Origin of the sequence: Lentzea kentuckyensis, from assembly GCF_002150765.1 — a bacterium.
Lineage (GTDB): Bacteria > Actinomycetota > Actinomycetes > Mycobacteriales > Pseudonocardiaceae > Lentzea > Lentzea kentuckyensis.
On the sequence record NZ_MUYM01000071.1, the window covers coordinates 1 to 24,807 of the forward strand.

Here is a 24,807-nt window from a genome sequence, read left to right on the forward strand (position 1 = left end):
CCTCGGGACGGGGTGCGGGCGGGTCGATGCGGGGTGGCATCGGGTTCGGCAGACAGCCCGCCGCGTCGATCATGCCCAGCTGTGGGCCCGCCGACAGCTCCACCGCGGTGCCGGAGATCCGATAGGTGCGGCTGCGGCCCTGGTAGCCGTTGTTGGTGGCGTAGACGGTGCCGGCCGAGTCGATCACGACGGCGCCGTAGGTGGATTTTCCTGGCAGCTCAGCGATTTCCGTTCTGCTGAGCAGGCGGCCGGACACCGGGTCGAACGTCACGACCTCGCCCGGTCCCCAGCCCGCCGCCGACACGCCGGCCAGCTTGCCGTTCGCCGGGTTCACGGCGAAGTCGTCGAGCGTCAGCGCTGGCCAGTCCAGCACGACGGTGCGCACGATCTTGAGGTAGGACGCGCTCGCGGGGTCGATGTCGATCGCGTGCAGCCGGGCGTTGTCGCGCACGTAGAACGTGGTGCCGACGACCGCGCCCGCGGACACGTCGTCGGTGCGGAACCAGTGCGCGTCAACGGGTCCGAGATCGTTGACCACGCCCTTGGTGTCGATCAGGACGACGTGCGACGGGTTCTTCCACCAGTGATGGCCTCTCGACGTGAGGCCGACCAGACGTCCCAACGACGGCGAGTACCCCAGCGCGTTCACCGCGTAGTCCAGCCGAGCTATCTCCGTCACCCCACCGGATGACGCGTCGAACTTCGCCAACGTCGAGAAATCACCACGATTGGATGAACGGACTTGAAATGCGTCACAGTTCGGCGGTGCAGCATGAGCAACGGCGCTGGTGAACGGCGTGGAAAGCACGAGCAGAGACGAGATGGCGCTCAACGCGAGCAAATCCTGCCGCCACCGGAATGGAGCAGTCCAATACGACAACCGGGTATCACTGCTGTTGCCGCGCATTCCCACCTGACCATTGCTCGTTAACCAGACCGTGCTGTACCGGTCACAGTAGACCGTGGTCTAATCCCACACCAGAAAGGAGCCGAATTGAGCATTTACCTGACCGGCACGCTCTGGGTTATCGGTGCCGCCGTCATCTCCGCCGTCCTCGTCGTGATCACCCGTCGGTTCGGCTCGGAGGAAGTCGGGGAGAAGAACCTCGGCGCGGGCGGATCGGTGTTCAGCATCGTCGCCGGCCTGCACGCCGTGCTGGTCGCGTTCATCCTGATCTCCCTGTTCGACGCGTCCAACGGCGCCGAGGAGCAGGTGCAGAAGGAGGCCAACGCGCTCGTCGCCGTCGACTGGTCCTCCGACTCGCTGCCGGAGCCCGCGAAGACCAAGGTGGAGCAGCTGATCCGGGACTACGTCTCGACCGTCGTGGACGACGAGTGGCCGCGGATGCGCGACGGCCAGGAGGTGGACAACCGGGGCTGGACCACGTTGAACCAGCTCAGGGACACGATCGCGACAGCGGCTCCGGACGGCGCCTGGCAGGAGGACCGCAAGGCCGAGGCGGCGAACCAGCTGTGGGAGGTCTACCAGGCCAGGCAGGAGCGGCTGGACGCGGCGGGCAACGGGATCAACCCGGTGGTGTGGCTCGCGCTGCTGATCGGCACGGGTCTGTCGCTGCTGTTCCCGTTCCTGTTCGGCGGGCCGAACCTGATCTCACAGCTGCTGATCACCATCACGCTGAGCTCGACGCTGGTGCTGCTGTTGTTCGCGATCTACCAGATGCAGAACCCGTTCAGCGGCGGCGTGCACATCCCGCCGGACGCCTTCAGTTCCGCACTGGACCGGCTGAGCTAGCGCGAATCGGTCATTCCGTCCGCGTCTTCGATCTCCACCGAGAGCACCTCGCCGTCGATGACCTTCGGCAACGGGTCCGCGTGAGCGAAGTAGCGATTTGCGAATGCGCCGACCGCTCTGGTAGAGGCGGCGTCGACACCACCACCGATGACGCCGCCCAGCAACGGAACACCCTTCGCCGCGATCGTGCCGAGCTTCTTTGTACCGTATTTTGTGATAAGCGCCGAGGCGGCCTTCTTGGTGAACTGCTTGATGCCGACCTTTTTGAACAGTTCGGTTCCGGCATTGCCGAGCAGGCACAGCAGGATGGCCGTCTGCACCTCTTCGCTGTCCACGTCGTGACCGCGCAACGACGCTATCGACGCGATGAGGTGCGTCTGGATCACGTACGCGGCCGCGACGTTGGACGGCAGTGAGATCGGCAGCGTGATCAGGCCGCCGAGGTTCGTGATGAAACCCTGCGCGCCGGCCAGCGCCACGTGCGTGCGGATGAGGTGCTTGATCGCGTCGTTCTCGTCGCCCTTCTTGACGAGGGCGTCGGACGCGGCGTCGCGCGCGCTCTTGAACGGGCCGAACCCGTCCACCCCGGCACGCAGCAGGTAGTCGGCGAGGCCCTGCTGGACCTTGTTCAGCTCACCCTTGGACTCAGCCACAACTCCGAGATTACGCGGTCAGGTCCTCGAGTGTGGTCACTGCGCCCGTGCTGCCGTCGACGGTGATCCGCTCCCCTGTCTTGATCCGGGTCACGGCCTCGCGCACACCCACGACCGCGGGAATCCCGTACTCACGGGCGACAACCGCGCCGTGCGAGTTCGCACCGCCCATCTCCATCACGAGCCCGCCCGCCGTCAGGAACAACGGCGTCCAGCCAGGATCCGTCGACGGCGCCACGAGGATCTCGCCGGGTTCGAGGTGCGCGCCGACCGGGTCCATCACGACCCGTGCGATGCCGGTGATCGTGCCCGCCGACGCCGGCGTGCCGACCAGATCGCCCTCGGCCGGGGTGCCGTGGTGCACGGCTTCGGGTTCGGTGCCGTCCGAGAGCAGCACGCGCGGGATGTGCCTGCGCCGCATCTCGCGGTCGTAGACCTCACGCCGCGCGGCCACGATCGAACGCAGATCTCCTTCCGCGGCACGCATTTCCTCGAAGGTGAGGAAGTAGACGTCGTCGACCTTGGCGAGCCTGCCCTGGTCCACCAACTCAGCGCCGATGTCCGCGATGCGCTTCCGGAGTGCGCCGAACAGGGTGATGATCAGGTACTTCGGGTACTCCCGCAGGCCGGCGAGCAATCTGGTGCGGCGCAACGCGAAGCGCACGAACCAGCCGCGACCCCAGGCGCGTTTGGCCAGAGTCTCGATCATCGCTTCGGCTTCCGCGGCGCCGCGTGCGAAGACGCCGTCCGGGGCGGCGTTCTCGTCCTCCAGCAGCAGGAAGTTCCGCACCACACCGATGACGTAGGTCGGATCGTCGGACCACCTGGGCAGGCCGAGGTCGATCTCCGCGACGGCGCGGTGGCCCCACGTCGCGAGGAAGCGGTCGAGTGCGGCCGGGCGTTCGCCGCTCTGGAACTGCCGCAGCGCAACAGGATCACGCCTGATCTCCTGCGCGAGATCCCACATCGCCATGTCCATCTCGGTGGTGATGTTGTTGGGCAGGCCACGCAGAACGGTCTGCAGCTCGCCCGGCTTGACCTTGACCACCTTGCCGACGAGCGCGAGCATCACGAACCCGATCAGCGCGGTCGGCGCGAGGCGCGGCAGCACCGGCACGACGCACTGCCGCAGAGCCTGTTCGATCGAGAGGTTCGCGGACTTCTCCAGGATGTCGCGCTCCATCACCAACGCGTTCCGCACGGCCTTTTCCGGGTTCACCAGCGCCTTCGCGGCGATCACCGGCACGTGGAACCGCCGTGCGAGCCGCAGCACGCGCTTGACGGCGGGCATGGGCGACGAGTTCGTGATCGCGAACCTCGGATCGTCGAACAGTCCGCGCAGCACCTCGGAGGAACGCGCCTCCATCACGCCGAGCAGCCGGGTGACGAACTCACGGCCGACCCTGCTCCGCAGAACCTTGGTGGCGTCGAAGAAGATGCGTTCGCCGTTCTCCACATAGGACTGGCTCGTCGGGTCGCCGATCACGATCTCGAAGGCCGACTTGGCGATCTCACGGAACGCCGCGCGGCCCATCGGCGTGATCGGGCGTTCGAGGCCCTGCGCGAGGCTGAAGCAGAAGTAGACGTGGGCAGCGCCGTCGGGGTTGTCGGGCAACGGGAACAGCGTCGTGATCGGCCGGGCCTGGGTGAGGTGCAGCTCGCCGTCCGCGTCGATCGCCCACTCGGTGTCCTGCGGCGAACCGTAGTGCCGCTGCACCTTGCGGCCGAGCACGGCGAGCGCGTGGATCTGCCCGTCGGTCAGGCAGGCCGCGTCGTTCTCACCGACCTCGACGTGCTCGGTGCCGCCGCCCGGCAGCGAGCGGATGACGAACTTCTTGTCCCCCAGCCGCCTTTCGACGATCTCGGTCCCGTCGACGACGAAGTGGTCCGGGTTGACCGCACCCGACACCACCGCCTCGCCCAGGCCGGGGCTCGCGTCGATGACGATCTGGTCGCGCGTGCCGGTGACCGGGTTCGCCGTGAACATCACGCCGGAGACCGCGGACTGCACCATCCGTTGCACCACAACGGCGAGGTAGGTCGTGGTGTGGTCGATCCCGTTCGTGTCGCGGTAGCTGACCGCGCGGTCCGTCCACAGCGAGGCCCAGCAACGGCGCACGGCGTCGACCACCGCGTCCTCGCCGACGACGTTGAGGAACGTGTCCTGCTGGCCGGCGAAGCTCGCGAACGGCAGGTCCTCGGCCGTCGCGCTGGACCGCACCGCCACCGGGACGTTCTCACCGAGCTTGCGGTACCCGGCGACGATCGCGTCCTGGATCTCCTGCGGCACAGGGGTTTCCACCAACGTCCGGCGGGCGTCCTCCGGGGTGGTGTTCGCCAGCTCGTCGGTGGCCGCGACCGCCCGGTACGCGTCCGTGGTGACGCAGAAGCCCTGCGGCACCGGCAAACCCGCCCTGGTGAGCTCGCCCAGGTTCGCCGCCTTGCCGCCCACGGTCGCGAGCATCGTGCCGTCGATGGCCCCGAAATCCACGCAGTAGTCGTCCATGGCCCTGAGGCTACGAGCGTCCGGCCAAAAACTCAACACGTGATGAATAAATCACTCCGTTGAGATGAACGCCCTGATCAGCGTGGCGATCTCCCTCAGGTTCTCCTCCAGCGCGAAGTGGCCGGTGTCGAACAGGTGCAGCTGGGCGCCGGGCAGGTCGCGCAGGTACGCCTTCGCGCCGGGCTCGAGGAAGAACGGGTCGCCGCGGCCCCACGTGATGAGCGTCGGCGGCTGGTGCTCGCGCAGGTAGGCCTGCCACTCCGGGTACTTCGCGACATTGCTGTGGTAGTCGAGGAAGAGATCGATCTGGGGCTGCGGACGCAGGTCGAGGTAGTGCTGGTCGAGGGTCCACGTGTCGGGCGAGATCGCCTCGGGGTCGCGCACGCCTTCGAGGTAGCCGAACTTCGTGTACCGCAAAGCGAGCATGTCGCGCGCGGCCTGCGGATCGCGGTTGCCGATGAAGCCCCGCGCGAGGTCCGAGAGGCCGTCCTCGTAGGCGTTGCCGTTCTGGACGATCAGGCCCTTGATCCACTCGGGATGCCGGGTCGCGACGCGGAAGCCGACCGGGGCACCGAAGTCGAAGACGTACATCGAGAAGCCGGTGAAGTCGATGACCTGCAGGAACTTCTCGATCGCGGCAGCGAGGAAGTCGAAGCTGCAGGGCCGGTCGGGAGCGTCGCTGTGGCCGGAGCCGGGATTGTCGGGCGCGATGACGTGGAAGTCGTCCTGGAGCTCCTCGATGAGCCGCGCGTACTGGTGCGACGCCGACGGGAAGCCGTGCAGGAGCAGGAGTTTGGGCGCGGCCGGGTCGCCGGCCTCTCGATAGAAGATCTTGATGCCGTCGACGTCGGCGAACCGATGCTTCGTCACATGCGTCTTTGCCGTCATGACACATTAGGCTAATGGGTACTTCGCGTGATGTACAGTTAGATGATGCTCGCGCTTGAGTTCGTCAACACGCTGACGTCCGAGGACGACCACTTGGAGGAGTGGTTGTCGTCGCAGGGTCTGCCCTGCTCGGAAGCCCTGAGAGAGCTGCGCGGGCACGTCGAGGCGGCCGTGCTCGCGGCGCGGGACGGCCAGGAGCCTGACCTGGCACCGTTGAACGCGGCTTTGCGCGGTGCACCGGCTTACGACGTGCTGTCGTGGTCCGGCGCGGTGGAGGTCTCGCGCGAACGGGACGGTGACGAGGTCGCGCGGGCACTCGCGCTGCTGGCGGGCGCGGCGGGCGAACTGCTGGCGTCACCGGCCGTGCGGAAGGTGAAGACGTGTGAGGGGCCGGGGTGCCGGCTGCTGTTCGTGCCCGCGCACCCGCGACGCCGGTGGTGCGACCCCGCGACGTGCGGGAACCGGGTGCGGGTGGCGCGGTACTACCAGCGGCACAAGGACTAGCGGCGCACCCAGTCCGGGAGTTCTTCGCGTTCCCGGCGCCACTCCGGCGGCGGTGTCGCGATGATGCCGCCGACGATCGCGGCGGTCGTGTCGACGTCACCGCCTGCTTTGACGCACGCCGTGATGGCGGCACGGTAGTCGTCGAGGTGATGGGCGGCGACCCAGAGCGTGAACGGCACGGTGTCCTGCGCCGTCACGCGTGAGCCGTTACCGAGGACGTAGGCCGCCTCCTCGGCGTTCTCGATCTTGCGCGCCTTCTCGATCCCCTTGCGCACGAACGAATCCTCGAGGTGGTCGAGAACGCTGCCGAGCAGGTCGCTGGGTGGCGATCCGGACAGCCGGGCCTTCGCCGCGATGGCGGCGGCATGGGCCACGGCCACACCGCCCGCGATGCCCTCCGGATGCTGGTGCGTGACCTCGCTCGCCCGGATCGCTTGCGCTGTCACGGTTTTCGCGTCGTCGGCGAAGTACGCGCCGAGTGGCGCGATCCGCATGGCGGCACCGTTGCCGCACGAACCCTGCCCGTCGAACGCGCTTGCGGCCGCCTCTTTCCACGGCGTGCCTTGGCGGATCTTGCGCAGGATGGTGAACGCTCCCGCACCGTAACCGCGGTAGGGCTCGCAGCGGTCGGCGAAGATCGCCGCGAGCCGGTCCTGGTCGACGTCACCGTGATCACGAAGCTCGGCGACGAGATTGCAGGCCATTTCGGTGTCGTCGGTCCACTCCCAGGGCCCTCGTGGCGGCTTGCCGGCCACGAGGTCGGACAGCGAGCGGCCGACCATGAAGAACTGTGCGCCCAGAGCATCGCCGACAGAGAGCCCGTCGAGCGAGTCGTATGCAAGGTCCAGGCGCGCACGTGCATGCAGAACTATGCGCATCACCTGCCATTTTACCTTGCCCAGCAACGGATTTCAGGCGAGCTGAGGAGTCAGCGCGATTGCCCGGCAGGTGTGAAGACGAAACTGTCGCGGAACCCTCCGTCACCCCGCCGCGTCGCCATCAGCCGGAGCTCCGGCATGAAGTGGAAGAACACCAGCGACCCGGACCGGTCCGGATAGCCGAGCGTCTTCGAGTACTTCGGGTTGGTGCCGCCCAGCCACAACGGCGGCTCGCCGTACTCCTCGATCACGTCGTCGAGCAAGCAGTCACGTTCGCCCAGCACACCGGGAATCCGGCTGTCGGCGTCGAGCGACAGCCAGCCCTGCCGGTGCGCGAGGTCCGCGTACACCGAGGCCATGACGTCCTCGCTGCGGTGACCGAGCACCTCGTGCACCGCGCCGCTCACCATCGCCGCATTGGCCGCACCGCGCGCCACCAGCGCGTCGAGCTCGACCTGCCACCGATCCGTGCGGTCGTCGGCGAACGCCAGCGCGTCGAGCAGGGTGAGGATCACCGCCTCGCCGCCGTACATGCCAGGTCGCCGGACAGCGGCGTTGAGCTGGCCGAGCAGGTAGCGGCGTAAATCGTCGAACGAGCGCATCTGTTCCCCTCCCCCGTTTTTCTATCAGTTGAACGATGGTGAAACGCAATCGCCTTCGTCACCGACAGGAAGGTCAACTCAACTGGGGAGGGCACGTGGGCGTCAGCAACGAGCAGATCGTCGGGTACTGGGTCGAGCACGAGATCGACCTGGCCATCGACTGGAGCGAGGCACACGAACGGTGCTGGCGGTGCGGGTACCTGGCGCAGCTGGAGAAGTGCCACGTCGTGCCCGCGGCACTGGGCGGCGGCCACACGGCCGACAACCTGGTCCTGCTCTGTGGCCGGTGCAGTCGCGAGGCGCCCAGCCACCAGGACCCCCAGTACCTGTGGAGGTGGCTGCGGGCGACGTCCGTCTCGTCCTACGACACGTACTGGACGTTGCGCGGCTGGAAGGAGTTCGAGGTCATCTTCGGCCGCAAGCCGCTGGAGTGCTTCAAGGAGGCCGCGGTCGACCACCGCTCGCTGAACGCCGAGTGCCGGGCGCTGGCGGCGGACGAGTTCGCGAAGACCGTCATCCACTTCGGCGAGGGACGGCTCAACCCGTCGACGATCGCGTGCGTGATCGCGGAGATCGAGAAGAAACTGGCGGACCGCCACGGCATCGAGCTGCCGTGACGGTCCGCCAGGTGTTCGATCAGCTGCAGCCGGACGTGCTGCCGCAGCCCTCACACAGGTAGCACGAACCGGCCGGGCGCATCTTCGTGCCACAGGTCATGCACAGCGGCGCGTCCGCGGCCTTGCCGAGGTGCAGCTCCAGCAGCTCGGTCGAGCTGCCCACCTGCTTCGGGGTCTCGACGGCGGCCTCGACCTGCTTCGGAGTGGCCTCCACCGACCCGCGCAGACCCTCGAGGTCCACATCGGACGACGCGGGCGCGCCGTACTCGCCGGCGACCTGCGCGGAACGCTCGTCGGCGGTGAAGATGCCGAGCTGCGCGCGCTTGTCGTACGGCAGGTAGTCCAGCGCCAGGCGGCGGAACAGGTAGTCCAGCACCGACGTCGCGATGCGCACGTCCGGGTCGTCGGTCATGCCCGCCGGCTCGAAGCGCAGGTTCTGGAACTTCGAGACGTAGAACTCGAGCGGGATGCCGTACTGCAGACCCACCGAGATGGACATCGAGAACGCGTCCATCACGCCGGCCAGCGTCGAGCCCTGCTTGCCCAGCTTGACGAAGATCTCGCCGAGGCCGTTGTCCGGGTACGAACCGGCGTGCAGGTAGCCCTCGGCGCCACCGACCGTGAACGACACGGTCTGCGACGGGCGCTTCTTCGGCAGGCGCTTGCGGACCGGGCGGTACTCGACGACCGTCTCGGTCTTGGCCTCGGCACCCTTGTTCGCGCCCTTGCCCGCGGACAGCGGCTGGCCGACCTTGCAGTTGTCGCGGTAGATCGCGAGCGCCTTCAGGCCGAGCTTCCAGCCCTGGTAGTAGATCTCCTCGACGTCGGCGATCGTCGCCGTCTCCGGCATGTTGACCGTCTTGGAGATCGCGCCGGACAGGAACGGCTGCGTGGCCGCCATCATCCGCACGTGGCCCATGGGCGCGATCGAACGCTCGCCCATCGCGCAGTCGAAGACCTCGTAGTGCTCGCGGCGCAGGCCAGGCGCGTCGACGACGTGGCCGTGCTCGCCGATGAACTCGACGATCGCCTCGATCTGCTCGTCCTGGTAGCCCAACGACTTCAGCGCGCGCGGCACCGTCTGGTTGACGATCTGCATCGAGCCGCCGCCGACGAGCTTCTTGAACTTGACCAGGGCCAGGTCCGGCTCGATACCGGTGGTGTCGCAGTCCATCATCAGGCCGATGGTGCCGGTCGGGGCCAGCACGGACGCCTGGGCGTTGCGCCAGCCGTTCTTCGCGCCGATCTCCAGCGCCTGCTGCCACGCCTCGGTCGAGACCTTGTGCACCGCCGCGTCGTTCGCGTGGTACGTGCGGATCAGGTCGTTGGCGGCGGCGTGCTTGCGCATGACGCGCTGGTGCGCCGTGGCGTTGCGCTTGTAACCGTCGTACGCGCCGACCATGCCCGCGAGCTCGGCGGAACGGCGGTACGAGACACCGGTCATCAGCGAGGTGATGGTCGCGGCGAGCGCGCGGCCGCCCTCGGAGTCGTACGCGTGGCCGGTCGCCATCAGCAGCGCGCCGAGGTTGGCGTAGCCGATGCCGAGCTGGCGGAACTTGCGGGTGGTGTCCGCGATCGGCTCGGTCGGGAAGTCCGCGAAGCAGATCGAGATGTCCATCGCCGTGATGATCAGCTCGACGGCCTTGGCGAACGTGACGGCGTCGAAACGGCCGTCGTCACCGAGGAACTTCATCAGGTTCAGCGACGCGAGGTTGCAGCTCGAGTTGTCGAGGTGCATGTACTCCGAACACGGGTTGGACGCGGTGATGCGGCCCGACTCGGGGCAGGTGTGCCAGTCGTTGATCGTGTCGTCGTACTGGATGCCGGGGTCGGCGCACTCCCACGCGGCCTTCGCCAGCTTGCCGAACAGCTCCTTGGCATCGACGCGCTCGATGACCTCGCCGGTCTGACGGCCGCGCAGACCGAAGTCGCCGCCGCTCTCGTAGGCGTGCATGAACTCGTCCGAGACGCGGATCGAGTTGTTCGCGTTCTGGTACTGCACGGACACGATGTCCGCGCCGCCGAGGTCCATGTCGAACCCGGCGTCGCGCAGTGCGCGGATCTTGTCCTCTTCGCGCGCCTTGGTCTCGATGAACTCCACGACGTCCGGGTGGTCGACGTCGAGGACGACCATCTTGGCCGCGCGGCGGGTCGCGCCACCGGACTTGATGGTGCCCGCGGACGCGTCGGCGCCGCGCATGAACGACACGGGGCCGGACGCGGTGCCGCCGGAGGACAGCAGCTCCTTGGAGGAACGGATGCGCGAGAGGTTCAGGCCGGCACCGGAGCCGCCCTTGAAGATCAGGCCCTCCTCGCGGTACCAGTTCAGGATCGACTCCATGGTGTCGTCGACCGCGAGGATGAAGCACGCGCTGACCTGCTGCGGCGAGCTGGTGCCGACGTTGAACCACACCGGCGAGTTGAAGCTGAACACCTGGTGCAGAAGCATGTAGGTGAGCTCGTGCTCGAAGATCTCGGCGTCCTGCTCGGAGCCGAAGTAGCCGTGCTCCTTGCCCGCGCCCACGTACGTCTTCACGACGCGGTCGATCAGCTGGCGCAGCGACTGCTCGCGCTTCTCACTGCCGACGGCACCGCGGAAGTACTTGCTGGTGACGATGTTGGTGGCGTTCACCGACCAGAACCCGGGGAACTCCACACCGCGCTGCTCGAAGTTCACCGAGCCGTCGCGCCAGTTCGTCATGACGACGTCGCGGCGTTCCCAGGTGACCTCGTCGTAGGGGTGGCGGCCCTCGGTGGTGTAGACGCGCTGGACCTTCAGCGCGGCAGGCTTGGCAGCCGCCCGTGCGGCTGTCTTCTTGGCTGAGCCGCCGACGGTCTCGGTCACGGTGGATCTCCCTCGTACTGGTGCTTAGAAAGTGTTGGTGTCTGCACGCGCTTCGAAGCGCGCGGATCACTGCTCGGCCGGAACGTCCTCGGCTCTGGCAGTGCGAAGATCAAGAATTTCCTTCTCGAAGTCCTCGACGGACGAGAAGGACCTGTAGACGCTCGCGAAGCGGAGGTACGCAACTTCGTCGAGCTCCCGCAGCGGGCCGAGAATGGCGAGGCCCACCTCGTGACTGGCGATTTCCGCGCATCCTGTCGACCGGATCGACTCTTCCACCCGCTGGGCGAGCTGCTGGAACGCGTCCTCGTCGACCGGGCGGCCCTGGCACGCCCTGCGCACGCCGACGACCACCTTGTCGCGGCTGAACGGCTCCGTCACCCCGGAGCGCTTGACCACGGCGAGAACCGCTTCTTCGACCGTGGTGAACCTGCGGCTGCAGCTGTTGCAGGAGCGACGACGACGGATCACCTGACCCTCGTCGACCTCACGGGAATCAACCACCCGTGAGTCCGAATGACGGCAAAACGGACACCGCACGTCTGTTCACCCCTCCCCGGCGCAGCACCCGTCACAGCAGCCGCACGAGGTTGGAGTTACCCACAACCTGTGGACTACTTACAACGGTGTAACCACTAGATGTAGGGGTAGAACCTAGATCGCAACGCAAGAGGTTGCAACTCGACACGGCGTGTCGGGCGACACTCGGATGGAGGAATCGTGGGTGAACTGCGGCTACTGCGCACCGGCGCCGGCACGTGACCGTCGCGCAACCTCCGCCGGCGCCCTCGCGTGATATTCCTGTGACGCGTCACTCGGGTGGCGCAACGACCAGAGGGAGATCATCTTGGGGGCTGGGGTGAAGAGAGCCGCGCTGCTGGCTCTGCTGATGGCCGCGAGCGGCGTGGTGGCACCCGCCGCACAGGCCGTCACGGGGTCGGTGACCGCCACCTGCACGGAAGGAGACTTCAGCGGCACGTTCACGCTGTCGTACGACCGCGGCACGGAGTACCGGTTGAAGAAGGGCACGGGCGCGGCCGGTCCTTACATCGCCGACACCGGTGCGATGCACGTCAAGGTCTTCCACAGCCTGGGCACCACGCTGACCGCGGTGCTCTCGCGGTCGAAGTCCGGCCTGAGGTCGGACGAGACGGCCGAGGTGCCCGTCAACGGCACGACGGTGGAGCGCACGGGGCGCGCCTGGGTCGAGGTGAAGTTCGCCGACCGCAGTGGCGCGAAGTGCACGGCGCAGAAGGGTCTGCGCTGAGGTATCTCCTGCTCGGACCGGTGACGGTCCTCGGCCCGGCCGGGCCCGTGCGCCCGGCCGGGCCGAAACAGGCGTCGGTGCTGGCGGCGCTGCTGCTCAGTCCCGGCCGGGTCGTGCCGGAGGACCGGCTGATCGACCTGACCTGGGGTGAGCAGGCGCCGCGCAGTGCCCGCGGGCGGCTGCAGGTGCACGTGTCCGACCTGCGCAAGCTGATCGGCGCCGACGTGATCACGCGCGGCGCGTCCGGCTACTCGATCGAGGTCGCCCCCGGCGAACGCGACCTCGACCTGTTCGACGAGGCCGTCGCCCACGCCAGGACGCTGACCGGTGAGGCCGCCATCGCGCGGCTGCGCGAGGCACTCGCGTTGTGGACCGGCACGCCGCTGGACGGCGTGAGCGACGAGTTGGCCGAGCTGGAACGCCCGGCGCTGGCCGAACGACGGCTCGCGATCGTCGAGGAACTGCACGAGCTCCAGATCGCCGAGGGCCACCACGCGGAAGCGGCGGGCGGCCTGCGCAAGCTCGTCGACGAGCACCCGTATCGCGAACGGCTGCGCGCGGCGTTGATGCTCGCGCTGCATCGGTGCGGGCGGACGGCCGAGGCGCTGGAGGTGTACTCACAGGGACACGAACTGCTCGCGTCCGAGCTCGGCATCGAGCCGGGACAGGCGTTGCGGGACGCGCAGCTGCGCGTTCTGCGCGGCGAGGACCGGGTTCCGGTGCAGGCCGTCACCGAGGTGCGGCCCGCCGAACTTCCTTTGGCGACACGGGGTTTCGCGGGTCGTGCCGCCGAGCTGGCCGCGCTGGAGGACGGCGAGGACGGCGTGTGGCTGATCACCGGCACCGCCGGGGTCGGGAAGACCGCGCTCGCCGTGCGATGGGCGCACGCGGCCCGCGACCGATACCCGGACGGGCAGCTGTACGTGAACCTGCGCGGGTTCGACGCCGACGACGAACCACTCAGCCCGACCGCGGCGCTCGCCCAGCTGCTGCGCGCACTCGGTGCCTCACCGTCCGAATCGGACGACCAAAGTGGACTGTTCCGGTCGTTGCTCGCGGACCGGAAAGCCTTGGTGGTGCTGGACAACGCCCGCGATGCCGCTCAGGTGCTGCCGCTCCTGCCGTCGTCCGGCCGCGTGCTGGTGACCAGCAGGCACCGGCTGGTGGACCTGGTCGCCCGGACCGGTGCGCGCGCGATCACCCTGACACAGCTCCCGGAACAGGACTCGCACGCGCTGCTCGTGTCGGCGCTCGGCGCGGACCGAGTGGCTGCCGAACCCGCCGCCGCGGCCGACCTGGCCGAGGTGTGCGGGCACCACCCGCTGGCGTTGCGCATCGCCGCGGCCGGCGTGGGCACGAGCATCGAATCGGCGGTCGCGGAGCTGCGCGCCGACCCGTTGCTCGCGTTCGACGGCGCGGAGCAGAACGCGGTCGCCACGGCGTTCTCCATGTCCTACCAAGCACTTCCGGCTGACCAGCAACGGCTGTTCCGGCTGCTCGGAGTCGTACCTGGACCGGACTTCACGCCGCACGACGCGGCGGCGCTGCTCGACGCCGACGCCAGTGTGGCCACCAGGTTGCTGCGGGGGCTGAGTGCCGCGAACCTGGTCGAGGCGCATGCGCCGGGCCGTTACCGGTTCCATGACCTGGTGCGCCGCTACGCTGAAGAACGTTCGGGAACCGCGGAGACCACGCCGGCCTGGGAGAGGTTGTTCGCCGGCTACCTCGCTGCCACCGACGCGGCCGTCGCACAGCTGGGCAAGCGGGTCGTGTCGCTCCCCCGCGACGACGAACCGGCCGAGAGCCCGGTGCGGTTCGCGACCAGTGTGGCGGCCGTGGCGTGGCTGGACGTCGAGGCGCCGAACCTGGTCGCCGCGTTGCGACGTGCCGCGGTGACCGGACCGCGCCCGCAGGTCTGGTACCTCGCCGACGCGGTGCGGCGGTTCTTCCACGACCACGGCAGGCGTGTCGAGTGGCTGGAGCTCGCGTCGGAACTGTTGCCAGCGGCCCGGCGGCACGGTGCGCACGCCGCGGAAGCGTTGCTGCGTCTGACGATGGGCGGCGCCGCGTTCCGCGAGGGACGGCACACCGACGGCGTGGCGCACACCGAGGAGGCGGCGCGGGCCAGCCGCAAGTGCGGCTGGCGCGAATGCGAGGCGACGGCCGTGTCGAACCTCGGGTCGATGCTGGACTGGACGGGCAGGATCGCCGAGGCGGTCGAGCACAGCCTGCGCGCGATCGAGCTGTTCCGCGAGCTGGGCAACCCGTCAGGCGAGAGTCACGCGTTGAACTCATTGAGCTGTCACTACCGGCAGCTCGGCATGCTGGCCGAGGCCAGGAAGTGCCTCGACGAGTCGGTCTCGTTGTGTCGCAACAACTCTCTCGCTTTCTGGGAGGCCGCCAACCTGGCGGACCTGGGGTCGGTGCTGCTGGCGCTCGGCGACGTCGCGGACGCCGAGCACACACTCCTGCTCGCGCTGGAGTCGTTCCGCGAGCAGGGATCCCGCTTCGGTGAGGCGACCGCGCTCAGCGGGCTGAGCGCGGTGCACCTGGCCCGCGACGACCACGAGACCGCCGGCCGGACCGCCGCCGAGGCGCTGGAGTGCGCCCGTCAGGACGGTGACCAGCAGGCCGAGGCGATGGCGTTGATCGGACTCGGCCGCGCGAGGTCCGAACGGGAACACCTGGTGCGGGCGTTGGAGATCGCCGCGCGGTCCGGCCTGCGCGGATCGGAGGCGGAGGCGTCCGCCGCGCTCGCCCACGTCCTCGCCGCGACCGATCCGGCGGCGGCGAGAACGCATGCGGCCACGGCCCTCGACGTGGCGCGAGCGCGCGGGTTGCGGCTCCTGGAGGCGGAGGCGCTGCTCGCCGTCGCCGCCGTGGAGTCCGCTTCCGGTGGGAGCGCGCAGGCCGGACACGCGGTGCGGGAGGCCCTGCACATCTGGCGCGACACCGGACACGTCACCGGCGCCGCACGCGCGACGCGCGCCCTCGCGGGCCTCACCGCGCGGTCGTGAGCGGGGTTGACGGACACCCGCTCACGACCCTGCCAACTCAGGCCACGCCGGTGTCGGTGTCGCAGTACTTGAGCGTTGCGCCCTTTTCCTTCTGCAGACACACCTGCAGGTACACCTTGGTGCCCTCGGGGATGTTGATGTCGTCCGGGTAGGTGTTGCAGTTCAACCGCGGGTCCTGGTGGTGGCCCGAGTGGTGCCACAACTTGTACTCGTGCGTGATGCCGTTGTACGTGTAGGTGAGGCGGCCGCGCACGCCGAGGTCGTCGTAGTCGCGGTCACAGATCCCGAAGTGCTCGCCGTAGGCCTTGAACCAGGCCATACCGCCCTTGGGGTCCGGGTCGTCGGTGTAGACGTCGACGTCCCTGGACGCGGCGGCACTGGCGGCAGGCGCCATCGACATCACGGTGCCCACCGCGATCGCCGCTGCCGCGACGATTCGTCCCATCCTCATTCTTGTTTCCCTCTCGGTGTTTCCAGCGAAGAACCCCAGCGCGGAACAGGTGAAGTCCCGCTGCGGCGGCTTTCAGGAGCGTTGTGCGGCGACGTGCCGCTCAAGCGGAGAGCTGGAGTCGTCCAGCCGGTTGAGCACAGGCCTGGAACCAGGTGGCGGCGGGCCTCTCGGCCGCGCCGTGATGGGGGATGCTGCCGTCGTCCGAGCCCAACCCCAGGGGGCTCGTCTCGACGGTCACGGCCACGCCAGGTCCATCGCGATGTCGAGCATCGCGCCGATGATCACACTTCTCACCACGACGTCAGGTCGTCACGGGGGTGATAGGTCCGCGTCGCCATGGTGTGCCTCCGGGGGTCTCGACTGTCACACCGAATGGTGGACAGGGCCACTTCCGTGAGGCTTCGGTTTCGCTTCGGTCCTACTGGGCCGGTCCTACTGGGTGACGCCGACCTGCTGGAGGTAGAGCACGCCGAGGGCGATGATCGTCAACGCGCTCAGCACGCCGACCGCGAGGAGTTCGAGAGCGGACGACTCGCGCTTCGGCCGGACCTCGCACGAGCTGGAATCGCGCGACGAGGGCACCGCGACCGGTCGCGGCTTGGTCGCCGGGCGTCGCGGCATGACACGGGGACCCGAACGGAGTGGCCGCCCCGCTGCGACATCCGCGTCCTCGACAACGCGCAACCGCTTCTCGACGAGCACCGCCATGACGACCTCCATCGCAGGTCAACCACCATGATCGAACAGGGGTTCGATCGAACGTCCGTGCGAATTTCTACCACGCCGACTCGCCGGACGCCACAACACGCGCCCAAATACCTCGAACAGGTGTTTGATCTGTGCAGCAAACACGACTACCGTCGACCACGAAGATCGACGGAGGCCGGAATCCCATTCGAACTGGGGGCGGCGAGGAGGACAGCGACCGTGGCAGGCAAGACGATCGACCCAGACCCCGCTCTTGCTGAGACAGAGGTAAGCGAGATCGCGGGCAACGCCGGCCTGACCCTGCGCCAGCGCAAGGTGCTCGATGTGATCCGCGACTGGGTCGACCGCTTCGGCTACCCGCCGAGCGTGCGCGAGATCGGCGAGGCCGTCGGCCTCACGTCGACCTCCTCGGTCGCGTACCAGCTGCGCGCGCTGGAGCGGAAGGGCTTCCTGCGCCGCGACGCGAACCGCCCGCGCGCGGTGGGCATGCTGCCGTCCGAGATCGATCCCGGTCTCGACCCGATGTCCAAGCCGACGCCCGCGTACGTGCCGATGGTCGGCCGCATCGCCGCCGGTGGCCCGATCCTGGCCGAGGAGTCGATCGAGGACGTGTTCCCGCTGCCGCGCGAGATCGTCGGCGAGGGCGAGCTGTTCCTGCTGCGCGTCGTCGGTGACTCGATGATCGACGCCGCGATCACCGACGGCGACTGGGTCGTGATCCGCAAGCAGCCGACCGCGGACCAGGGCGAGATCGTCGCCGCCATGATCGACGGCGAGGCGACCGTGAAGACGTTCAAGCGCAAGGACGGCCACGTGTGGCTGATGCCGCACAACCCTGCCTACCAGCCGATCAACGGCGACGAGGCCACCATCCTCGGCAAGGTCGTCACGGTGCTGCGGCGCCTTCCGTAGCTCCCTCACGGGTTTTCTCGCGGGCCCGTTTCTTCTTCTCGAAGAAGTCGAGCCACTTCTGCCTGGTGGACTCCATGTCCACCACGACGAACGCGAAGAACTGACCCATGTCCTTGAGGCGTGCACCCACTGGCGTGTCGAGCCCGAAGATCTCGGCACCGTCCAGTGCGGTGTGCGCCCACACGGAGTTGCGTTCGGCGCTGGACAGCCACGCCCGGTACCAGATGTCCTCGTCGAGGAAGTAGCGCATGCGCTTGCCGTCGCGCTCGCCGCGCAGCAACCCCAGGTCCTGCAGGTAGGCCGTCGAACGCGAGACGGTGCCGGGGCTGACCGACAGCCTGAGCACGAGTTCGGTCGCCGACAGGCTGCCCTTGTCGACCATGAAGATCTCGGCCAGGATCCGCGCGGCCGTCTTCGGTATGCCGGTCTGCACGAACGACGCGACGAGCCTCAGGTGGAACTCCTGCACCTCGCCCGGACTGCGCCCGAACGAGTACGCCTCGTCGTCGACGTCCAGATCGTCCACAGCAGGCATCCGGCGCATCGCCCGCTCACTCGCCGCCCGGTGCGCGGCACCCGGCCGGTAGCTGTTGTGGCCCCCATTGCGAGCCACCTCGCGCTGAATCGTGGACGCCGGCCTTTGCAACCGCCTCCCGATTTCCGAGTAGCCCAGCCCGTCCCACAGGAACTGGGCGATGAGCTGCCGTTCCTCTTCATCTAGCCGCTTACCAGGCACAACCCCATCGTGCCTTGCGCTTCAAGCCATTGCAATGAGTCTTTTGACTTCGTCCGCAAACGTTTTTAGCTTGCAAGGAGGGGAAAGACCTCGTTGCAAGGGGGAGGCAATGCCACTCAGCCCGATGACGTACCCGGACGGGCACGCCGGCTGGCGAGCGCACGACCACGCGACCGTGCGCGCCGTGCTGGCGGACCACCGCTTCAGCATCAGGCCGGACCTGATGCACAACCCGTTCGGCCCCGGCAGCCCCGGCGACGCGCCGCCGTCGCCGCCCGGCGCGTTCACCGACCACGACCCGCCCGACCACACCCGCTACCGCAGCAGGCTGACCGGTCAGTTCACCGTCCGCCGCATGCGGCTGCTCGCCGAACGACTCGAAGTGATCACGGCCGAGCACCTGGACTCACTCGCGGCACAGGGCTCGCCCGCGGACCTCGTCGAGCACTTCGCGGTGCCGGTGCCGGGCCTGATGATCTGCGAGCTGCTGGGCGTCCCCTACGAGCGCCGCACGGAGTTCCAGCAGGACGCGATGCTGCTCACGGGCGGCAGCGGCGCCGAAGCCGACGAGGCCGCGGCGATGTCCGCCGCGTTCGAACGGCTTCAGCGGTTCATGCTGGAAATGGTGGCTGCCAAGCGCGCCCGTCCGACCGACGACGTACTCAGCGACCTCGTCAACTCCGGCAGCGATCTGACCGACGACGAGATGGCCACGATGAGCATGATGTTGCTCGGCGGCGGCCTCGACACGACGACGAACATGCTGTCGCTCGGCACGCTGGAGCTCATGCGCGCGCCGACGCGAGTGGACGCGATGCTGGCTAATCCCGACGCCGCCATCGAGGAGCTCCTGCGATATATCAGTCTGACGCCAGCGACGGTGCGCACCGCGTTGGAGGACGTCGAGGTCGACGGCATCCTCGTGCGCCAGGGTGACACCGTGTTCGTCGAGCTGGGCTCGGCCAACCACGACTTGGCGCGCTACGCCGACCCCGACGTCCTCGACCTCGCCCGCGGCGCGGCCGGGCACGTCGCGTTCGGCCACGGCGTCCACCAGTGCATCGGCCAGCACCTCGCCCGGATCGAGCTGAAGATCGCCTTTCCGGGTCTCTTCACCCGGTTCCCGAAGCTGCGCCTGGCCGTGCCCGAGGACGAGCTGCCGCACCGCGCGAGCCTGGTGATCGGCGGTCTGGAACGCCTGCCGGTCGCCTGGGACTAGCCACCGAAACCGATATATCAGTCGGCCGTGAGCCTGCCCGCTAGGCCTTAGCAATGAGTCTTTTGACGACGACGTCCAAAGACTCATTGCTAAGGGGCAGGTCAGCAGGGGCGCGCGAGGTGCGGGAAGCGGGTGGGCTGGGTCAGGCGCGGCGGCGGAAGCGGAGGCCGATGACGAGGGCGGCGATCAGGACGAGGCCGCCGAGGGTCAGGGCCAGGGGCCAGTTCTGCCAGGAGGAGCTCGACGCGTCCGCGGGCGCGGAGGACTGGGGCTGGTCGGCGGCCGGTGGGGGTTGCGTGGTCGTCGGCGCGGGTGGCTGGGCCAGGGCGGCGGCGCCTGCCACGGCGCGGATCGGGGTGCCGACGCCCTCGGAGGCCGAGAGCAGAGTGCCGTCCGGGTCGAAGGCGATGGCCTCGCCCTGGGGTTCGTTCGGCAGCGGGACGCGGACCGGGTCGCCGGAGAAGGCCTTGACGACATCGCCGTCGGGGACCGGGTAGAGGTAGGCGTCGGTGTAGGTGCGCAGGGCGATGACGGAGCCGTCGGACATGGAGGCGGCGCCGGTCACCAGGCGCGAGTCGAGGGTGCCTTCCAGGGGGCCGCCCGGGGTGTCGGTCGTTGCCAGCGACACGCGCGCTACCTGCTCCAACGGGACTGATATATCGGTTCGCAGCGGGGCTGTGGGGCGATATACCAGCGCGGAGCCCAGGGGTTCCTTGGTGATGATGTACGGGGTGCCGGCCTTGTCGATGAGCAAGGCCTCGGCGTCGTGCTTGCCGTCCGGGTAGGTGACGCGGAACCGCTCCACGGCGCCTGAAGGTGAGACCTTGTGCAGGGCGACCGTGGAGCGGGACTTGTTGTTGTCGCCGGTGTCGGAGGCCCAGAGGGTGCCGTCCGGCGTCATCGCGAGGTCTTCGACGTCGAAGGGGTCGACGGGTGCGGTGATCGTGCGCGTGATCACGCAGTCACGGCCCATGACCTGGATGCGCAGCGTGCCGTTGTCGCTGTCGCTGACGGCGAAGAACTGCTTACCGTCGGACGTGAGCCCGGAGAGCTCCTGCATGGCTACCGGGCACACGTCCACCGGTGGAGGCGGGATCAAGCAGGCGTCCCGTTCGTCGCGAACTCCTCGAGCACGCCGGCGAGGTCCGGACGCACGCGGGCGCTGAGCAACGTGCCCGACTCCGTGTGCTTCTCGGACAGCACCTCGCCGTCGCGGTGCACGCGGGCGACGACCTCGCCGCGCGCGTACGGCACGAGGGCCTCGACGACGACCTCGGGGCGTGGCATCAGTTCGGCGATGCGGACCCGCAGCTCCTCGATGCCGAGGCCCGAGTGCGCCGACACGAACGACGCGTCCGGGAACAGGTGCCGCAGCCGGGCGAGGCCGAGGTCGCCCACGGCGTCGATCTTGTTCACGACGAGCAGCTCGCGCGGCATCGGCGTGCCGGTCTCCTCGTTGATCTCGGAGATGACCTCGCGCACGGCGCTGACCTGCTTCTCCGGCATGCCGTCGGAGCCGTCGACCACGTGCACGAGCAGGTCCGCCTGGCCGACCTCCTCCAGCGTGGAGCGGAACGCCTCGACCAGCTGGTGCGGCAGGTGCCGGACGAAGCCGACCGTGTCCGTCAGCGTGTACGCCAGGCCCTCGGGCGTCACCGCGCGGCGCGTCGTCGGGTCGAGGGTGGCGAACAGCGCGTCCTCCACCAGGACACCGGCGCCAGTCAGCGCGTTGAGCAGCGACGACTTGCCCGCGTTCGTGTAGCCCGCGATGGCGATGCTCGGGATCTCGTTCGCCGTGCGGCGGCCCCGCTTGGTCTCGCGGATGACGCCGATCGCGGCGATCTCGCGGCGCAGCTTGGCGATGCGCGCGCGGATCCGGCGGCGGTCGGTCTCGATCTTGGTTTCACCAGGACCGCGCAGACCCACACCGCCGTTGCCGCCGCCGGCACGACCACCGGCCTGCCTCGACAACGTCTCACCCCAGCCGCGCAGGCGCGGCATCAGGTACTGCAGCTGGGCCAGCTCGACCTGCGCCTTGCCCTCCTTGGACCGCGCGTGCTGCGCGAAGATGTCCAGAATGAGTGCGGTGCGGTCGATGACCTTGACCTTGAGCTTCTCCTCCAGCTGACGAAGCTGGCCTGGCGAGAGCTCGCCGTCGCAGATCACGGTGTCCGCGCCGGTCGCCTGCACCACGTCGCGCAGCTCGGAGACCTTGCCGGAACCGATGTACGTCGCGGCGTCCGGCTTGTCGCGCCGCTGCACCACGCCCTCGAGCACCTCGGAACCAGCGGTTTCCGCGAGGCGGGCGAGTTCGGCCATCGAGGCGTCGGAGTCCGCGGCTGTGCCCTCGGTCCACACCCCGACGAGCACGACCCGCTCCAGGCGAAGCTGCCGGTACTCGACCTCGGTGATGTCCTCGAGTTCGGTCGACAACCCGGCGACACGGCGCAACGCGGCACGTTCGACGCGTTCGTAGTCGCCCGTCGAGAAGTCGTCTTCGTCCCACGTCGAGTCGAACTCGGGGTCGAACTCTGTGCTCTGGATGTTTTCCGTCATTTGCCCTTCATCGTCCCATGGACCGTCAGTCCCCCGGATACACCGCGAGGTAGATCGCCACACGGGGAACATCCGGCTTGACCGGTTGCGCGGCCAGCTCATCCATCAACGACGCGAGCCGCTGCTTTAGTTCCTCGGGGTCGACGGTGACGACCAGACGGCTCTGATCCACGTCTTCGAGCCCGATGTCGGCAACCTCGCCGAGGAAAGCGTGCAGCATCGCCTGACCGACGGCGACCGCATTTTCGCTGTTGTCGAGCTGCCACGACAGTCCTGTCGACCGATAGGGGATTTCCTTCGCACCCCGATTGCCCGCGCGCGGCGGCATCGCCTCCAGGAACCCGGCGGCGACGAGCTTGCGGACGTGGTGCAGCGTCGTGGCCGGGTCCTTGCCGAGCCGCTGCGCCAGCTCCTTGTTGGTGAGCGGGCGGTCGAACGTCATGCGGATCATCCGCAACCGCAGGTCAGAGCTCAGAGCCGCGGCTTCCTCGTTCGTCGCGGGACGACGCTTGCGCGAGAGTGGCACGGCACCAGCATAAGTGATTGACAGTTTCCAATCACTCAGCGCAGACTTCTCGGCATGGCGCTTTGGGGGCATCCCGACTTCCGCCGGCTCTGGATCGGCGACACGATCAGCCAGTTCGGCGCGAACGTCGGCATGACGGTGATCCCGCTGCTCGCGGCAGGTGTGCTGAACGCGACACCGTTCGAGATGGGTCTGCTGGCCGCGGCGAGCACGATCGCGTTCCTGCTGATCGGCCTGCCGGCGGGCGTCTGGGTCGACCGGATGCGCCGCAAACCGCTGATGATCGCGATGGACGTCGTCCGCGCCGCGCTGATGCTGAGCGTGCCCGTCGCGTGGTGGCTGGACCTGCTCGACCTGCCCCAGCTGATCGTCGTGAGCCTCGCGGCGGGCGTGTGCACGGTGTTCTTCGACGTCGCCTACCAGTCGTACCTGCCCTCACTGGTCGGTCGCGGCCAGCTCGTCGAGGGCAACTCGAAGCTGCAGGCCAGCCTGTCGGTCGCGGAGGTGTCGGGACCCGCGATCGGCGGTTACGCGGCCCAGCTCCTCGGCGCGGCCAACGGCGTGCTCGCGACCGGGCTCGGCTACCTGAGCTCGGCGTTCTTCCTGGTCCGGATCAAGACCGTCGAGCCGGCGCCGGAACGACACCCCGACCCGCAGTTGCGGCGCGAGATCGCGGAGGGGCTGCGGTTCGTGTTCGGCAACACCACCCTGCGGATGATCGTGGCCTGCACCGGCACGTCGAACTTCTTCCACGGCGTCCAGAACGCCGTGATGGTGCTGTTCCTGCTGCAGACCGTCGGCCTGAGCGAGGGCACGGCCGGTCTGGTGCTCAGCGCGGGCGGCGTCGGCGGAGTGCTCGGCGCGGCGCTCGCCTACCGGATCGGCGTGCTGGTCGGGCAGGCCAGGATGATCTGGCTCATCCCCCTCGTGACCTGGCCGTTCATCCTGGTGCTGCCGTTCGTCTCCGGCGGCTGGGGCCTGGTGCTGCCGATGGCCGGCCTCGCGGTGACCGCGTTCGGGATCGTCGTCTACAACGTCGGCCAGGTGAGCTACCGGCAGGCGATCTGCCCCGACCAGCTGCTGGGCCGGATGAACGCCTCGATCCGCTGGGTGGTGTGGGGCGCGACGCCGCTCGGCGCACTGCTGGGCGGCGGGCTCGGGTCGTGGATCGGCATCGTGCCGACGCTGTGGGTCTCGGTGATCGGCTCGGTGCTCGGGATGGTGTGGTTGCTGCTCTCCCCGTTGCGGTCTATGCGTGACCTGCCGGCCACGTCTAACGTCGAGGCCCATGGCTGACACGAAGGTTGTTCGCGAAGGTCTCCATTTCGGCGAAGGACCGCGACGCGGCCCCGACGGACGCCTCTACTACTCCGACTTCTACGCGGGCGAAGTACACGCCCTCGACCTCACGACAGGTGCCGACGAGGTCGTCGTCGCCTTCGACGGCCAGCCCTCAGGCCTCGGCTGGCTGCCCGACGGCCGTCTGCTCGTCGTGTCGATGCTCGACCGCACCGTGCGCCGCCTCGAAGGCGACGATCTCGTCCTGCACGCCGATATATCGGATATCGCGACCTTCCACGCCAACGACATGCTCGTCGACGGCGAGGGCCGCGCGTACGTCGGCAACTTCGGCTTCGACCTGCACGGCCTGATCGACGAGGTCGGCATCCCGCGGCTGCTCGAGCCGGACTTCGAACCGCAGGGCGCCGCGCTCGCGCTCGTCCAGCCCGACGGATCCGTGAGCGTCGTCGCCGAGGACCTCAAGTTCCCGAACGGCATGGCCCTGCTGCCCGACCCGACGGGTGAGTCCGAGACCGGCACCATGTTGGTCGTCGCCGAGACCATTGCATTCAAACTCACTTCGTTTTCGGTCGACCGAAACGGATCGTTGCAAAACCGCAGGGTGTGGGCCGATGTGAAGGAGTTCGGGATCGCGCCGGACGGGATCGCCGGGGACGGCGACGGCGTGTGGGTGGCGCCGGCGTTGCAGGCGGCGGCGTTCCGGGTGACCGAGGGCGGGAAGATCACGCACCGCGTGGAGACGACGCAGACGTGCTTCGCGGTCGCGGTCGTCGACGATCACCTCGTCTGCCTGACGGCGCCGGACTCGAACCCGAGCGTGGTCAAGCCCGAGCGGCTCGGGAAGATCGAGGTCTACCGGCTGAACTGATA

General features: G+C 68.5%; 23 protein-coding genes. 9 read left to right on the forward strand and 14 right to left on the reverse strand.

The genetic code is table 11. The features are described from left to right. Positions 1–679 (reverse strand): DUF6923 family protein (locus tag B0F77_RS30520; RefSeq protein WP_425435745.1); only part of this gene is annotated, 679 nt, incomplete at its 3' end. A gap of 315 nt (positions 680–994) precedes the next feature. Between B0F77_RS30520 and B0F77_RS30525 the strand changes: the two genes are divergently transcribed. After that, positions 995–1,753, forward strand: coding sequence for a bestrophin-like domain (locus tag B0F77_RS30525; RefSeq protein ID WP_086666459.1), 759 nt, complete (start codon positions 995–997; stop codon positions 1,751–1,753). On the opposite strand, the gene B0F77_RS30530 is transcribed toward B0F77_RS30525, so the two are convergent. Genes B0F77_RS30530 through B0F77_RS30540 form a run of 3 tightly spaced genes read right to left on the reverse strand, consistent with a single transcriptional unit; the run spans position 1,750 to position 5,800 of the window. Further along, complete coding sequence (locus tag B0F77_RS30530) at positions 1,750–2,406, reverse strand: EcsC family protein (protein ID WP_086666460.1); 657 nt, start codon at positions 2,404–2,406, stop codon at positions 1,750–1,752. The genes B0F77_RS30525 and B0F77_RS30530 overlap by 4 nt on opposite strands. Before the next feature lie 10 nt (positions 2,407–2,416). Then, positions 2,417–4,912 carry a PEP/pyruvate-binding domain-containing protein gene (locus B0F77_RS30535; RefSeq protein WP_086666461.1) on the reverse strand — a complete coding sequence of 832 codons (2,496 nt, stop codon included), beginning with the start codon at positions 4,910–4,912 and terminating at the stop codon, positions 2,417–2,419. A 51-nt stretch (positions 4,913–4,963) separates the two neighbouring features. Continuing rightward, entirely contained in the window at positions 4,964–5,800 is an 837-nt protein-coding gene (locus B0F77_RS30540; RefSeq protein WP_086666462.1) for an alpha/beta fold hydrolase, read from the reverse strand. A 45-nt stretch (positions 5,801–5,845) separates the two neighbouring features. Between B0F77_RS30540 and B0F77_RS30545 the strand changes: the two genes are divergently transcribed. Beyond that, positions 5,846–6,304, forward strand: coding sequence for a CGNR zinc finger domain-containing protein (locus tag B0F77_RS30545; RefSeq protein WP_158102860.1), 459 nt, complete (start codon positions 5,846–5,848; stop codon positions 6,302–6,304). Here the strand turns inward: B0F77_RS30545 and B0F77_RS30550 are convergent. Further along, positions 6,301–7,182, reverse strand: coding sequence for an ADP-ribosylglycohydrolase family protein (locus B0F77_RS30550; RefSeq protein ID WP_086666464.1), 882 nt, complete (start codon positions 7,180–7,182; stop codon positions 6,301–6,303). The genes B0F77_RS30545 and B0F77_RS30550 overlap by 4 nt on opposite strands. Positions 7,183–7,232: 50 nt before the next feature. Next, positions 7,233–7,784: a hypothetical protein gene (locus tag B0F77_RS30555; RefSeq protein WP_086666465.1), complete on the reverse strand. Its 552-nt coding sequence runs from the start codon at positions 7,782–7,784 to the stop codon at positions 7,233–7,235. Positions 7,785–7,879: 95 nt separating this feature from the next. Here B0F77_RS30555 and B0F77_RS30560 point away from each other — a divergent pair, with 95 nt between their 5' ends. Next, positions 7,880–8,401: an HNH endonuclease gene (locus B0F77_RS30560; RefSeq protein WP_086666466.1), complete on the forward strand. Its 522-nt coding sequence runs from the start codon at positions 7,880–7,882 to the stop codon at positions 8,399–8,401. A gap of 19 nt (positions 8,402–8,420) precedes the next feature. Here B0F77_RS30560 and B0F77_RS30565 read toward each other — a convergent pair whose 3' ends face one another. Both B0F77_RS30565 and nrdR read right to left on the reverse strand, forming a co-directional pair. After that, positions 8,421–11,246: a vitamin B12-dependent ribonucleotide reductase gene (locus tag B0F77_RS30565; protein WP_086666467.1), complete on the reverse strand. Its 2,826-nt coding sequence runs from the start codon at positions 11,244–11,246 to the stop codon at positions 8,421–8,423. Between the two features lie 66 nt (positions 11,247–11,312). Further along, complete coding sequence (gene nrdR / locus B0F77_RS30570) at positions 11,313–11,783, reverse strand: transcriptional regulator NrdR (RefSeq protein ID WP_086666468.1); 471 nt, start codon at positions 11,781–11,783, stop codon at positions 11,313–11,315. 307 nt (positions 11,784–12,090) lie between these two features. Here nrdR and B0F77_RS30575 point away from each other — a divergent pair, with 307 nt between their 5' ends. Further along, a complete protein-coding gene (locus tag B0F77_RS30575) occupies positions 12,091–12,510 on the forward strand; it encodes a hypothetical protein (RefSeq protein WP_143466975.1) in 420 nt (139 codons plus the stop codon). A gap of 20 nt (positions 12,511–12,530) precedes the next feature. Continuing rightward, positions 12,531–15,527: an AfsR/SARP family transcriptional regulator gene (locus tag B0F77_RS30580; protein WP_245848839.1), complete on the forward strand. Its 2,997-nt coding sequence runs from the start codon at positions 12,531–12,533 to the stop codon at positions 15,525–15,527. Positions 15,528–15,564: 37 nt separating this feature from the next. On the opposite strand, the gene B0F77_RS30585 is transcribed toward B0F77_RS30580, so the two are convergent. Together B0F77_RS30585 and B0F77_RS30590 are read right to left on the reverse strand one after the other, a co-directional pair. Further along, on the reverse strand, positions 15,565–15,978 hold the full coding sequence (locus B0F77_RS30585) for a hypothetical protein (protein WP_143466976.1): 414 nt from the start codon (positions 15,976–15,978) through the stop codon (positions 15,565–15,567). Positions 15,979–16,410: 432 nt separating this feature from the next. After that, positions 16,411–16,686 (reverse strand): hypothetical protein, encoded by a 276-nt coding sequence (locus tag B0F77_RS30590; RefSeq protein ID WP_143466977.1) that lies wholly within the window; start codon positions 16,684–16,686, stop codon positions 16,411–16,413. Between the two features lie 234 nt (positions 16,687–16,920). On the opposite strand from B0F77_RS30590, the gene lexA reads away from it, so the two are divergent. Beyond that, positions 16,921–17,598 (forward strand): transcriptional repressor LexA, encoded by a 678-nt coding sequence (lexA, locus tag B0F77_RS30595; protein ID WP_211294131.1) that lies wholly within the window; start codon positions 16,921–16,923, stop codon positions 17,596–17,598. Here lexA and B0F77_RS30600 read toward each other — a convergent pair. Continuing rightward, positions 17,573–18,334 carry a GbsR/MarR family transcriptional regulator gene (locus B0F77_RS30600; protein WP_086666473.1) on the reverse strand — a complete coding sequence of 254 codons (762 nt, stop codon included), beginning with the start codon at positions 18,332–18,334 and terminating at the stop codon, positions 17,573–17,575. The two genes, lexA and B0F77_RS30600, sit on opposite strands and share 26 nt — an antisense overlap. Before the next feature lie 109 nt (positions 18,335–18,443). Between B0F77_RS30600 and B0F77_RS30605 the strand changes: the two genes are divergently transcribed. Then, on the forward strand, positions 18,444–19,553 hold the full coding sequence (locus tag B0F77_RS30605) for a cytochrome P450 (RefSeq protein ID WP_245848841.1): 1,110 nt from the start codon (positions 18,444–18,446) through the stop codon (positions 19,551–19,553). A gap of 142 nt (positions 19,554–19,695) precedes the next feature. Here the strand turns inward: B0F77_RS30605 and B0F77_RS30610 are convergent, their stop codons facing one another. The 3 genes from B0F77_RS30610 to B0F77_RS30620 are packed head-to-tail and all read right to left on the reverse strand — an operon-like array spanning position 19,696 to position 22,635. Beyond that, positions 19,696–20,652, reverse strand: coding sequence for an SdiA-regulated/phytase-like domain-containing protein (locus B0F77_RS30610; RefSeq protein WP_143466978.1), 957 nt, complete (start codon positions 20,650–20,652; stop codon positions 19,696–19,698). Continuing rightward, positions 20,649–22,109 carry a GTPase HflX gene (gene hflX, locus B0F77_RS30615; protein ID WP_086666475.1) on the reverse strand — a complete coding sequence of 487 codons (1,461 nt, stop codon included), beginning with the start codon at positions 22,107–22,109 and terminating at the stop codon, positions 20,649–20,651. The genes B0F77_RS30610 and hflX overlap by 4 nt, the downstream gene beginning before the upstream one ends. Positions 22,110–22,134: 25 nt before the next feature. Further along, entirely contained in the window at positions 22,135–22,635 is a 501-nt protein-coding gene (locus tag B0F77_RS30620; protein WP_281252558.1) for an ArsR/SmtB family transcription factor, read from the reverse strand. Between the two features lie 54 nt (positions 22,636–22,689). Here B0F77_RS30620 and B0F77_RS30625 point away from each other — a divergent pair, with 54 nt between their 5' ends. Beyond that, entirely contained in the window at positions 22,690–23,931 is a 1,242-nt protein-coding gene (locus tag B0F77_RS30625; RefSeq protein WP_086666476.1) for an MFS transporter, read from the forward strand. Then, positions 23,924–24,805, forward strand: a complete 882-nt coding sequence (locus B0F77_RS30630) for an SMP-30/gluconolactonase/LRE family protein (protein WP_086666477.1) — start codon at positions 23,924–23,926, stop codon at positions 24,803–24,805. The genes B0F77_RS30625 and B0F77_RS30630 overlap by 8 nt, the downstream gene beginning before the upstream one ends. Positions 24,806–24,807 lie beyond the last annotated feature (2 nt).